This window comes from Pseudoalteromonas translucida KMM 520, assembly GCF_001465295.1.
Classification (GTDB): Bacteria; Pseudomonadota; Gammaproteobacteria; order Enterobacterales; family Alteromonadaceae; genus Pseudoalteromonas; species Pseudoalteromonas translucida.
In genome coordinates this window covers 1,756,193-1,768,789 of the sequence record NZ_CP011034.1, presented here as the reverse complement: position 1 = coordinate 1,768,789, position 12,597 = coordinate 1,756,193, and the positions used below count along the sequence as shown (strand labels likewise).

Here is a 12,597-nt window from a genome sequence, read left to right as displayed (position 1 = left end):
GGTTTATTTATTACGTTAGGTGATATTAGCTAAGCTAAACTCGTAATTAGAGCATTGCCAAAAAGAAGTTAAATGCTGTAAGAGCTCTGATTTATTACGTTAGATAGTAGTTGCAAGAATAACGTAATATATAAGTGTATATATACAAAGAGAATAATAAGCTATACAAGTAATAGAGCTAAACTTAAGTTCTTCTGAATTGAAAATATAGTAAAGGCATAACAACATACTTACGTGTTGGTTAGTTACAAATAGGTGCGCAGCAAACAAGCAAGGAAAGCTTTAACAGCTAAATTATTAGCAGGATTACTTTATACAAATGCATGCTTTAATGAAAAACTTGCTTGATAGAATTATGTGAGTAATGGCATTCTTGTTTAATCTGTTTAATCTGTTTAATCTGTTTAATCTGTTTAATCTGTTTAATCTGTTTAATCTGTTTAATCTGTTTAATCTGTTTAATCTGCTTAGTAAGTAGAGTAATCGTTCATTAGTTATGTATTTGTATTAGCGCAAAGTAGCCGTAATGAGTTTACTTAAAAACGCAAAATACACTAAATAATCAGCAAAGAGCAGGCTTTAAATACATCTAGTTATAGTTAGTTATACTGAATAGCCTAATACAAATCCTATTTAACTAATATTGGCAAAAGAGTAAGTACACTTAATTTTTCATGATGGCCAGCTGAATTTTATGGAGTTTTTATTCATTCCTAACTATATGGTACATGTACTTTATGTTTCTACTTCAAAAAATTTTTTAAGCTGCCGCTGAAATCAAAAAATGATTGAATTTAGCCAATAATTGCTCTGAAATGCTCAGTAGTGTTGCATTCACCACTAATCGGACGCCAGCTTCTATATTTATAGCTGGGACAATATTTAGCTTACGACTGGAATATATCAATATTTGCTCTATCACGTTTATGCTAGTCCTATGCTCTACCGCTGAACGACTAGACCTTTTTTTTCTCTTGCATGTAAATCTAATTGTTCTTTAGTTAAGTGTTGAGATGGGTTGATAACTTAGTTTGCAGATTTCTTAAACTTTTCATATAAAGCTTATATGAGCTTTGACAATCCATTGCCTTTGTTGTGATATTACGCTAGGTAAATATGGTAAAATAACTTTTTGTACTTACCAACTGTTAAAGGTGATAATCCAATTGTTGTATTACCTAATTACATCGTCAATCCAGCTCTTCGTTCTAGGAATCACTGGGCCGGATTTTTTTACAAAACATCTGCTCGATATCGTCAAATTGACCTGCAGTAGTACCAATTGTAATAAGGTGCTTAACGCCACTTGTGCCTTTTAAATATCGATCAACAGACTTTGTTTCTATCGATAAGGTATCAAAAATATTTAATGACTCTTTCACTCATTTTCTAGGAAAACTAATATTTTGATTTATTGGGTTAGGATTAATATGAATGCTAAATTTAATTTTAATGTAAAAAGGGATGAAATTGAATATAAAACATAGGCCAGAGGGGTGGGTTGTTTTAACGTTTCAAACAGTTGATGATAAACCATGTTATGTATTGTTTTGTTCATGGCGAAATGATGATGAGTGGAGAGTTAGTTCAGGTTCAATGGTTCTACCTAAATTATCATCGTGCGGGAATTACTGGACTTGGCCTCAAATATCAGGCTCTACATATGAGCTCCCCGTTGGTGAAGAGAATGGTTACACATTCTACACTGGTGCTGTATTAGACGATTTGTTAGCAAAAGGGTACCGCGATGGCACGCAGTTAAAACGCATAGCACTTAAAGATATTATGGAAGATACATAAGACGCATATGTGCCAATTGCGGACATTAGTAACTCTGCACTCTGCCGCTCGTCGGCAGCAGCTTGTTAGGCTATTTTTTTCGATAATTCACCTGATTAAACAGGTTTTCCGTCGTACCAATTTCAAGCATCGCTTTTACCAAAGACTTCAACAGCATATCTGATGCTTCGTACAAACCAGTCAAAGCTATGGAAAAATCCATGATTTTCAGCTCTGAGATAATTTCGTACTGATGTAGAGCGTCGGCCTCTCTATGGGCAATAGTGTTGTGCCTTGCCTCAGAAATTTCATTTTCAATTGCTTTTCTTGCTTTCTTTAATTTTTTTAGGGCATCAACAACCATACTCCTTGAAGAATCAGACAATCCTGTCGATTCGTATATAAACTGCATTCGCCGTCCAGTAACTTTTCCCATATCCCACTCATAAATGGTTAAAAGCAGTGCACGTAACGCAATATTCCTTTTTGTCTCATTAGGATGAGCGAAAGCATCAGCTTTTAAAGCTTGGATATCTCTCTCAGCAAGCAAGAAATACAGGCCAATATTTAGAAACTGCTTTGTCGCAGGAAACAGCTCCTCATTGACCTTCTTACATTCTTTCACTGTGATTTCTATAGCTCCGTTTATAACTTTATCTTTTGCTTTAAATTCTTTTTCCAATTTACGGTAAAGTCGCCACAAGAAAACAGCTTTTATCTGCAGCCCAAAATTTCTGTGGAATTTCATTCGAAACCACCGCTCTTGAACACTTCTATCTTTATCGAAAAACCTACTATTGAGCATCAAACTTCCATTGGTTTATTGCCTAACTAGACTGTAGAATAACTCCAACAGTCAAATTCAATTAAAAAATAGCTCCTACAATTCACTCTAAGCCTTTTTAGAGCATTAGGTAATGCATTTGGAACACATAAAACAGGCTGTTTTCCTTAAAAAAAGTAATTCTGCAGCCTCAACTCCACGTTAAAGTGTGACAACCGTGTGCCATATTGTGAGCGCAGCAAAACTAGCACACGTTTGGAGTTACTCTTGAACGTTTTTTTCGTTACATTTATATTTCGAAGGTAAACATTGACTTAAAGCCACAATCAACGCGATGTTGAATGATTTTATGAACTGAATCATGTAACTCGTCAAACCTTTGCTTCTCTCGAATCACTCCATCCATATTTTGTCTACTGCTTACAAAATGGAATAATTGATTGTTCAAAACTGAAGATATCACACTAATATTGTCCAGTGACTTATTCAAATAGTTGTAGTCTTCTACAGCCTCTTTAGCTAGACAAACATTCCAGAATGATAGCTCTCTATTAGATTTATAAAGGTTTCGCCGTGCTTGATATAGGTTGCCCCAAACAATATTAAGATGCTCAATACGTTTGATTGATACATCTTTATCCTCAACCATCAATCCTGGTGTAGGACATATATGATCATAATGAAATCGCAACTCATGTAAGTTTTCTTCTATTTCATCTATAGCAGCGATGTATCTTTTGGCGACTAAATATGAATCCTCCTTTCGCTTGTTATTTAACCATTGAAAGTAGGTATAGAAACCAAAAATAAAACCAAGAGATGTAACAACTAAAGTACCAACATCAGTCCATTTGACCCCGTCAAACATAGCCGCTCTATCTGTAACACCAATGAAAAAGCCACAAGCTACCAGATACAATCCAACAACCATAAATATAAGTACATTTTTCAACTAGTTGACACCTTTAATTCTGAATAACTCAAATATAAAACTAACATTTTATAGTCCGCTTATCGCGCATATTTCTGCCGACTTAACGCTCATTTTTCTGCTTTATATAGTTTTAACAAATAACCTAAGGTATTACTATCACTAAGTTTTCTAAAATTTTTGAGTAAAGTTAAATAGATCAATATGCGCGAGCAGCTCATTTTCATGAATATATGAGTAAAGAGCAGTTTGACCAATCAATTAACTATTATATTTAGCTAATCTCAATGACCGGTTATCGCTCTTTGCCGAAGTACGCCTCTGAGTTAGAGGTGGTGACCAATGTGCAATTTTTGCACTTTGGTCAATGTCTCAAATTCGCTCACAGCCTAACTTAGCAATTGTGCCATGAGCGGACATTGGTAACGCCTCAATAAGAGGCTAAAATGTGAAGCAAAGCGGAACCGAGCAAGCTGTTTTTAGTCCTTCTTGATTGCTTGTTATATTTAATTTCCAGATATCGCGCGGCCTAGCGATACATTCCATTTTTTATTGTGGATAATTCGTTGATGCGGTAATTCGCTATTGATAATTTGGCTTTTGGTTAATTTTGATATCGCTTCCCAGTCACTATTGAAAACGTATGTTGCATTATCAAGTTCCATACTTTCTAAAACGTATACGTCTTTGTCTTTGAAGCCGTAAACAAAATACCCGCTAAAACCGGCTCTTCCTGTGGCTAAAAAATCAGGCTCTCTTCGAGAAATTACCTTCATTCTATGTTCAATTACTTTTTTATCTTTCTCCGGAAGGTGCTCAGTTCTATTGAGGATAATTGGCTTTGCTTTAATCCAAGGTGACTCTCCTTGAGGCAATATATCCCACTGCAATCGCTTTAGCTTCGGTCCAACTATTTCTTCTTTTTCCAAATCGTAAATGTCGAACTCAGAAAAGCACTCCAGCATCATATTGGTAACATGGATGTTTCGTGTTTCATCTTTATCGCTTAAATCTAACTCCGAAGAAGAAAGATGTAAATTTCCCTTAATTTTGACTATTTCAAAGGTTTCAGATGGTGCGGAAATATACTCTCGTGGGTATTTATCAATGGTTCTCGTCCTAATTCCGTAGTGAATTCCTCCGTGCCAATCTCTTGATGAACCATAGAACATCACTGATTCAGGCTCTAAGGGGAGATCTTTTCTAATTTTGGTAGCACCATTCACATTAAAACTTGTGAATTTACCCAATGAAGAAGGTATCAAGAAGTCTCCTTGTTCAGGAGTGTTATCAAAGCCTAGTTGAACGAGTAACTCTTGGGGAATACTGCTTAGTTGGACAGTTAACCTAACTTTAGTCGCGGCACCAGTTACCTTGATTAATTTGGTTAATGTTCGTATCGACTTACCTGAGAACTTCATTGATCACTCCTTGAATATAACAACTTTATCAGAGGACACTTTCCCTATTTTAGCGCGAAAACGTCCTTATTTTGTGAATTTATATTAATAGAAAATACTGTAAGCTATTGCCAGCTATAAATATTATTCTTTCTGTAGCTTATATAAACATGTAAAAAAGATGAAAATCCTCTCTTATTCTTACTAAGTTAATGACGACTCACCTGAATGACAGCTTATCGCTCTTTGACGAAGATCAGCTAAGTGCCATGAGCGAACATTGGTAATGCCTTGTTAGGCTTTAAGCTGATTGAGAGTTTCACCTATTGGTAACTCTTTCTCAAAGAATGCCCCAAAAGAGCTATGCAATTTACGTATCCATAATTCGCTTTCCGTGAGCTCTAAAAATTTCATCGCTTTCTCAGGAATTGGTTGTTTCTGGTAATGAAATATTGCATTTCTAAATAGTCGTAAAGCATCTACGAAATCCTCATTTGCTAACAAATCATCTATAATTTTATTTTCATATTTCAATTCTCGATAGCCTTCAACTACAATGTAGAGAAGAGAATATAACACTGTTAATCTTTGAAACATTGAATGGTATTTTGCAAGTTCTTGAAGCTCTTCAGGTAAACCTGTTTCCTCATCAACTGGCGCGCTAACAACTTGTTTTATGGCATCGGCAGTAATCCAATGCTTATGTAATGAAACCAATTTACTATCTAACATTGATACCCCTGAAGCCTAACAATTTAATAGTGCGCTCATCGTGCATATTTCTGCCGACGCCACGCTCATTTTTTCGTATTATATAGTTTTAGCAAATAACCTAAGGTATTACTATCATTAAGTTTTCTAAAACTTTTAAGTAAAGTTAAATGCAATAATATACGCACGTTGCTCATTTCTATGAATATATGAGCAAAGAGCAGTTTGACCAATCAATTAACTACGATATTTAGCCAATCTCAATGACTGGTTATCGCTCTATGCCGAAATTCGGCTCAGTGCCAATTTCAGACAGTGGTAACGACGCACTAAGCGGACTAAAATTGTGGGTTATAATGTGTAGTGTAGCTAAACCTAACCCACTGTATTAGTTGCGTTTAAGTACCTGTTATGCCTTAGACTCAAGAAGATCATATATCTCCTGAGCGATCTCATCTATTGTATGAGTTGCTGTACTACGAGCGACTTTGTCAGCTAAAGAAGGACTAAAATCAACAACTTGTTGTTTGGTGATATCGTGCCAAATAGGCAGAAGAACCTGTTCGCCTGATACTGTTCTTGTGACAATTCCATCGAGTTCGTAGTTAGTCCAACCTTTTTTAATAAAGGATGGAGATAAAACCACTAAACCTACACGGCTATTAGCTAGCCCTTTATCAATTTTTTGTCTTAGACTATCACCAATTCTAAGTGTCATTTCATCAAACCAAACATTTAGACCTTTGGCAATTAAAGCGTTTGCCAAAGGGCGAACTAAATCATCTTTATCTTCGGATGCATGAGATATGAATACATCGTGAGTTTCACCACCAGACTCAAGAGGAGGAGGAACATTATCCCTAACTAGGCTAGGCACTTCTGATAATGGTCGTTCTTGTATTTCAGGTAACATTCCTGGAAGTGTTCTCACGGATGCTTTTGTTGAACCTCGAAGTCCTTGCATATCTACAGCAACGTACCATCGACCTGAACTTGTTACTTGAAGGTTTACAGGTGATCTTTTAGCTAGTCCGCCAATAAACCTATGCTTTCTTCCGTTTTTGTAATTATTAAACTCTGAACTAGTCATTAATCTTACATTGGCACCACTTGTTAGTGTTACCTCAACAATCTCACCCCGTTTGAGGTTTCCTAAGTCGAACTGTAAAAAATTCATTGATATCCTTATTTATATATTGAGCCTTGCAGATGACTAAAAAGGCATAACAATTTAATAGTGCGCTCATCGCGCATGTTTCTGCCGACGCTACGCTCATTTTTCTACATTATATAGTTTTAACAAATAACCTAAGGTATTACTATCACGAAGTTTTCTAAAACTTTAAAGAAAAGTTAAATAGAACAATATGCGCTCGGCGCTCATTTTCATGAATATAAACGAAAATGACAGTTTGACCAATCAGTTAACGACGATATTTAACGAACCCCAATGACTGGTTATCGCTCATACCCGAATTCTTTTGTAGCGAGCTAAGCTTAAAACTCCATAAACACCGGAGTACAACTAATGCACCAGTTAACTATATATCAGCCTAAAGAGCCTTGGAATAAAAATAAGCTTGTAGGACAAAAGTTACCTCTAAAATTACAGCAAATATGGGCTATCCGAATACGACTAGAACTTTTTCATAAAATAAGAGATCTAGCACTATTTAACCTAGCCATAGATAGCAAACTAAGAGGGTGTGATTTAGTTTCACTAAAAGTTAATGACATCGCACATGGTAAAACAATCCAATCAAGGGCAATAGTCGTTCAAAAAAAGACTGGTATGCCTGTTCAATTTGAAATTACTGGAAATACAAGGAAATCAATTGTGGCGCTCATAGAGCAATTTACTCTCAATTCTTATGATTACTTGTTTAAGTCACGAATTCATTCCTCTGAACACCTTTCAACCCGTCAATATGGACGTATAGTTGATTCTTGGGTCACCTCAATTGGGTTAGATAAGACTCAATATGGCACTCATTCTATGAGACGTACCAAACCATCACTAATTTACAAAAAAACTAAAAATTTAAGAGCCTGTCAGCTTCTACTTGGCCATAGAAAACTGGAGAGCACAGTCAGGTACTTGGGAATAGAAGTTGATGATGCGTTAGAAGTATCAGAACAGATCGATGCTTAAATTTGAACCTAAGCCAGACTCGAAGTTAGAGTCTGACACGTGCCATGAGCGGACGGTGGTAACGCCCCAATAGTGGGCTAAAAATTGTTTGCTAAAATGTGTAGCGAAGCGAAACCGAGCAAACTGTTTTTAGTCCCGCTTAATTGGCTTGTTAGGCATATTCGAAAGCTTGTATAGAATAGGTAGCTCATAACCTCTCTTTTTTATATCTTGATGTGCATCTGAAATTTTCAAAAAACCAATAACTTGAAGAAATGACAAGAAATCTACTGCTTCACTTTCTGAAATATCAGGAATGTTGGCTCTAATCCATTTATAATCAAACTTTGTTTTGTTACCTCTTTTTGCCAAAAGGACATTTACATTTTTAGTCCATGTAGAGTCTATAGTTTCAATGTTCTTTATATATATATCTTTCGCTGTAACATAAGCTTGATACACACAATATTTTTTAAATAAATCCCACTCAAAATCTTTTTCCACTAAAACTAGCTCTGAAACTTGATCAGGGTTTTCGTCATAATATGAGGCGACTTGTTCAACAACTTCTTTTAGGAAAATTAACATATACCTTGGAGTACATATTCCGTTACCATCTAAAAAATGAGATTTTATAAAATCAAAAATATCTAATTCTGACTGCTTGTTTTCTTTTGAGCAGAAGTGAATAGCACAACGAGGAAAAACTTTAGTGATTATCGCTTTATCAAATTTCCCATACATACTTGTAACGCGTTCAGATTTTTCTTTTTTATTAATCAGGTTTTTAACAATATTTGGCACACTAGGATTTAGAAATAACTTTTCTCTCCAAGTCAAATCAAACTCAGTTAAGTCTGTAGACTGAAATATCTCTTCTGGTCTACATATCTTCGCTCGTATTAATCCAACCATTATCCTTGTTGCTAAAAAACGTAGAGTTTCATCGTGGCTCCATTTTAATCTAATTACGTTATCATGGACTTTGTCATAACCAAGAGCTGCGAAATCTAATCTTTCAAATAGGTCTGCTCTTATAAAAACTTTTAAATTAATGTTTTGAATAGCCGATAGATCATCATCAACTTCAAGTAATGCACCTATATACTGTCTTTGGACATTATATTCAGCACCAGCCATAAACTTGTCTATTTTATCAATAATCACAGTCGCACAATTGAAATTACGAACTTTTATTGAGTCGGATATAGCTCTTTGAACTTCTTCAAGGTTAATTTTCTTTTGGGGCTTTGGTTCTTTATCAGACAACCCTGCTTCTATAGCTATAGGGTTGTCACCAACCTTAGCTTCAAATTTTACATTTGCATTAGAAATAAGTTTTTTAAATTTATTAAGGATATTTGAATAAGCATCTGAACTATTTGAATCATCTAAGAAATTGTTAACTGCCTTCTCATAATCGTTATTTGGAAAGCCTTCATGCTTTGATAATTCAATTGCGATTTTTAATAATATACTGAACTTCCATAATAATTGATAAAGTGTTTTTTCATCTTTATCTGGATAATGATTTTTAACAAAATCAGCAAGTTCATTAAATGACAAAGCCTCTTCTAAAGGTACGATCAAATCATCTTTATATGATTCTAATTTTTCTGAATGATTCTTCAATAGGGCAAATAGAGTACTTTTGCCAGCTCCTATTGCTCCTACAATTATTGAATGTTGATTCAAATAAAATTGTTTTACAGATGAAGTTTCTATAAACGCATGCTCTGCAACTTTATCTCTATGACCATCAGCACTTCCGAACTGAAGTAAACGAAGTTTATCCGTTGGAAATGGATCTGGAAGTGATGGCGTTGATTTTTTTTGACTCATTGAACGATAAATCCCTCTACCTTGATATGCCTAACGCTTTGCTAAGGGGCAATTGACTGTTGGCTAAACTTGCGGTGGAAAGTGAGCTTTAGTGCTTGCTGTCCACCTCAGGGCGTGTTGTTATGTGTTTTTACTCTGTCCTTGTTTGATGATTTTGAGCAGTATATCAATTCTGCGGTTTGTCTTTTTACTTTCAGCGGTAACCATGCCTTGAACAAAAGATGAGGCAACGAAAATAACGCACATTATTTGAAATAACTCACTCTCGATTGTAAAGAAACTATTTGCAAGTAGAAGTAAGCCAAATGGCGCAATAATAGAAAGAAAGTCTTTAAGCCCCCAGTCATTTGAACCAAGCTTATCAAATTCTTCTTTATACTTTTGAAGCTCAGAAATGCGTTCTAACTCCATTTTTGCTTCTACAATTTTTACGTCATCATTATCCATTGAAAACACCATACTCCTGAAACACATAACGCCTCAAACACCGGCGCAGCTTCGCTGCGTCCGAGTGATTTGACTTGTTAGTTTTTTGTTTAAACACAAAAGAACTTTTCATCCTCATCAAGAGATAAGATTACATTTTTGGATATCTCCTTGTAAGTTTCTTCTGATATTTTATCTGATAGCATTGACAAAATCTGTTGACCCGGGAGTTTCTTTGCCTCTTTGAAAATATCTTCAATCTGTTTTTGGTCAATATCCTCAATACTGTCATGAAATATAAAATTTGGTCGATTCAGCTTTAACTCATTAATGGCATGTATATATGCAAAATCAAAAGCAATGACTTCGGCTTTCTTCTTCCCACCCTCAGGATTAGTTGCTGAGTTATTGAGCTCTATAGAACAAGTACCACTATCCTTATTGAATTCTAAGTCTATGCTGTATTCTTCATCGTGAAGACTTTTAGTAAGAGATCCTAAATGTGTATTGAATTTTTTCTCAAACTCATAAACATAGTCAATCTCTTTGGAAATAGCCTCAAGGATTTTCTGCAATTGAGCTTCAGCTTCAGTTTGATCTAATTTTGCCTTGGACTGCTGCTCCATTAGACCTTCTAACTTTCCAAGTTCAACTTTAAGCTCACCAAGACGTTTCAGATTTTTAGTCACATTGTCTAAGCTTTCCTTAGACCTCATATCAGAAAAAACTTGTAACTTATCTTTCCGTATTGAACTGAGCTCTGCTTGAAGACCTTCAGATTCCTCATCCAATTTAGGCAAGTCAATCGTAAGAAAGCGCCTCTTTTTTTCAACGAGATTTCTATGGAACAAAATAACGTCTTCAAGTTCTCTTAAGGCTCCATCAATTGCTACACCAGAAAAACTATATATAGCTTTAAGCTCGTTGATTAAATAACCATCTTTGTCTTTGGATAATAGTTCGATAGTATGATTGATATTGTCTACTTTTCGCTGTATTGATAGAAGCTCTTCGGTATATCTGTCTTCTTTTACTTGTAGTTCTGAAAGCCTTTCTATTGGATTAGAATATTCTGACGAGTATTCGAATGTTAAAAGGTTGTTCTCTAGCTCTTTAGCATCTGCCTTATATTTCTTGATCTCACTTGTTGGCTTTTGCTCTTTCACTAGAGCATTGATTGAAGTGGAATTTCTTTTTCGTCTATTAACCAGATTCGTTGCATCTCTTTTCTCTGTAAGTAAAGACGTATTGTTGAAGCCGAAAAGGTATAAAAAAAGTTCGCTGTAATCTTTTGGGCCTTGTCGTTTATCAAGAAACTTGGTCGTACTCAACATTCTATGACTGTCATTTCTAATGAATTTAGGCGCTACAGCTCGAACAGAAGGCCTTCTAGTAGATATATTAAAGATTTTATCCTGAATAAATGACTCATATCCCTTTTCTTCAACAATTTCACCATTTACCCAGAATTTAGATTCAGATTCTCCACCAACACATAGATTTCGAGAAATTTGATTTATTTTGTTTGAGAAGTCAAAGAAACTGAGAGAAGCAGTTACAAAGTTGTTCTTAAAAAGCGCTTCTATCTCAAGGTTTGGCTTTTTGAACTCTTCATCGATGTAAATATTGTCTATGCTTCCTAGCATTAGAAAATCAACCACTCTTGATAATGTTGATTTTCCGACGCTGTTTCCTGTACGCCCAGAATTTGGCTTGTTTGTGATGAGGTTAAGGCCTGTCTCGAATTTAACCAATCTTTTTACTTCGCTATTTATCTTTATTTCAAGGTTATCAAGCTTCATTTATAAAAACCTCTGTTCCATTAATCCCAATAGCCTTAATTGCAAACAACCAATCTAATGACAATATAATGTGGTCAATCGATACTTTTAGATCTGAAGAACAGTCAGTGAGTATCGCATCCAAGGACGGATTTTCCTCTGCCACTTGCTTTAGAATTTTTGCTCCGATACTTACAATATTTATTTCTGGGTCACAACCATTTCTAGGAATCATAAGTTGGGTTTTCCATAATTATGCACTCAATAAAAGCATGAGCGACGACGACATTCACGCCCAATTCAACATGCTCTTTGTAAGCTGGAGTGTTTTTTGATTCAAATACGGTGTTTTTTAATCTTTGAATAATAAAATCCAAAATGAACTCTGAATTTTCTCTGATTTTAGCTATGTCTATATCGCAAGTTAGATAGTCGATTTCAACAGCGTCTAAAGCAAGATAGTATAAATCGTTTAAATTTTGCAGGATTGTATCTTTTCCAAAAGTTATCAATGAGTCTATCTCGGAATAGGCTTCTTCTACTTTTGAGGAATGATCTAAGTATTGCTTTATGATATGACTTTTAGCTTTAAGACTATTGTATTTAATCTTCACAACTGTTTCAGAGGATGGGCGTCTTCTGCTTTTCTTAAACGTAAACGGCTTGTTAGCTAATGACTTTAGCAATTCATTTATAGCCGAGCTGATCTCATATTCGGGTGAATCCCCGATTATGATATTTCCAGCATTACGTTCAACGTGAACTGTTTTATTTGCTGGGGGTTTACCCCCTTCATTTCCTATGGTCAAGAG

12 protein-coding genes are annotated in these 12,597 nt (G+C 35.3%); 2 read left to right on the top strand and 10 right to left on the bottom strand.

Annotation, left to right across the window (positions count from 1 at the left end):
- The first annotated feature begins 1,470 nt into the window (after positions 1 to 1,470).
- The gene (locus PTRA_RS08325; RefSeq protein WP_237113442.1) at positions 1,471 to 1,800 is read left to right on the top strand and encodes a hypothetical protein; all 330 of its coding nucleotides are present in this window, start codon (positions 1,471 to 1,473) and stop codon (positions 1,798 to 1,800) included.
- Positions 1,801 to 1,870: 70 nt separating this feature from the next.
- Here the strand turns inward: PTRA_RS08325 and PTRA_RS08320 are convergent, their stop codons facing one another.
- From PTRA_RS08320 to PTRA_RS08300, 5 genes are all read right to left on the bottom strand, one after another.
- Positions 1,871 to 2,527, bottom strand: coding sequence for a hypothetical protein (locus PTRA_RS08320; RefSeq protein ID WP_140391187.1), 657 nt, complete (start codon positions 2,525 to 2,527; stop codon positions 1,871 to 1,873).
- Between the two features lie 325 nt (positions 2,528 to 2,852).
- Positions 2,853 to 3,515, bottom strand: a complete 663-nt coding sequence (locus tag PTRA_RS08315; RefSeq protein WP_058373418.1) for a hypothetical protein — start codon at positions 3,513 to 3,515, stop codon at positions 2,853 to 2,855.
- Positions 3,516 to 4,000: 485 nt separating this feature from the next.
- Positions 4,001 to 4,915 carry a hypothetical protein gene (locus tag PTRA_RS08310; RefSeq protein WP_058373417.1) on the bottom strand — a complete coding sequence of 305 codons (915 nt, stop codon included), beginning with the start codon at positions 4,913 to 4,915 and terminating at the stop codon, positions 4,001 to 4,003.
- A gap of 273 nt (positions 4,916 to 5,188) precedes the next feature.
- Complete coding sequence (locus PTRA_RS08305; RefSeq protein WP_058373416.1) at positions 5,189 to 5,626, bottom strand: hypothetical protein; 438 nt, start codon at positions 5,624 to 5,626, stop codon at positions 5,189 to 5,191.
- A gap of 388 nt (positions 5,627 to 6,014) precedes the next feature.
- Positions 6,015 to 6,782, bottom strand: a complete 768-nt coding sequence (locus tag PTRA_RS08300) for a DUF1883 domain-containing protein (protein ID WP_058373415.1) — start codon at positions 6,780 to 6,782, stop codon at positions 6,015 to 6,017.
- Positions 6,783 to 7,133: 351 nt separating this feature from the next.
- Here PTRA_RS08300 and PTRA_RS08295 point away from each other — a divergent pair, with 351 nt between their 5' ends.
- The gene (locus PTRA_RS08295) at positions 7,134 to 7,757 is read left to right on the top strand and encodes a tyrosine-type recombinase/integrase (RefSeq protein WP_010388419.1); all 624 of its coding nucleotides are present in this window, start codon (positions 7,134 to 7,136) and stop codon (positions 7,755 to 7,757) included.
- A 129-nt stretch (positions 7,758 to 7,886) separates the two neighbouring features.
- Here PTRA_RS08295 and PTRA_RS08290 read toward each other — a convergent pair whose 3' ends face one another.
- The 5 genes from PTRA_RS08290 to PTRA_RS08270 form a co-directional block, all read right to left on the bottom strand.
- Entirely contained in the window at positions 7,887 to 9,578 is a 1,692-nt protein-coding gene (locus PTRA_RS08290; RefSeq protein ID WP_058373414.1) for a P-loop ATPase, Sll1717 family, read from the bottom strand.
- Between the two features lie 120 nt (positions 9,579 to 9,698).
- Positions 9,699 to 10,025: a hypothetical protein gene (locus PTRA_RS08285; RefSeq protein WP_083497515.1), complete on the bottom strand. Its 327-nt coding sequence runs from the start codon at positions 10,023 to 10,025 to the stop codon at positions 9,699 to 9,701.
- Positions 10,026 to 10,114: 89 nt separating this feature from the next.
- Positions 10,115 to 11,806 (bottom strand): DUF2326 domain-containing protein, encoded by a 1,692-nt coding sequence (locus PTRA_RS08280; RefSeq protein ID WP_058373412.1) that lies wholly within the window; start codon positions 11,804 to 11,806, stop codon positions 10,115 to 10,117.
- Positions 11,796 to 12,020 carry an ABC-three component system middle component 6 gene (locus tag PTRA_RS08275; RefSeq protein WP_058373411.1) on the bottom strand — a complete coding sequence of 75 codons (225 nt, stop codon included), beginning with the start codon at positions 12,018 to 12,020 and terminating at the stop codon, positions 11,796 to 11,798. The genes PTRA_RS08280 and PTRA_RS08275 overlap by 11 nt, the downstream gene beginning before the upstream one ends.
- Positions 12,010 to 12,594, bottom strand: a complete 585-nt coding sequence (locus PTRA_RS08270) for an ABC-three component system protein (protein WP_058373410.1) — start codon at positions 12,592 to 12,594, stop codon at positions 12,010 to 12,012. Before PTRA_RS08270 ends, PTRA_RS08275 begins: the two co-directional genes overlap by 11 nt.
- Positions 12,595 to 12,597 lie beyond the last annotated feature (3 nt).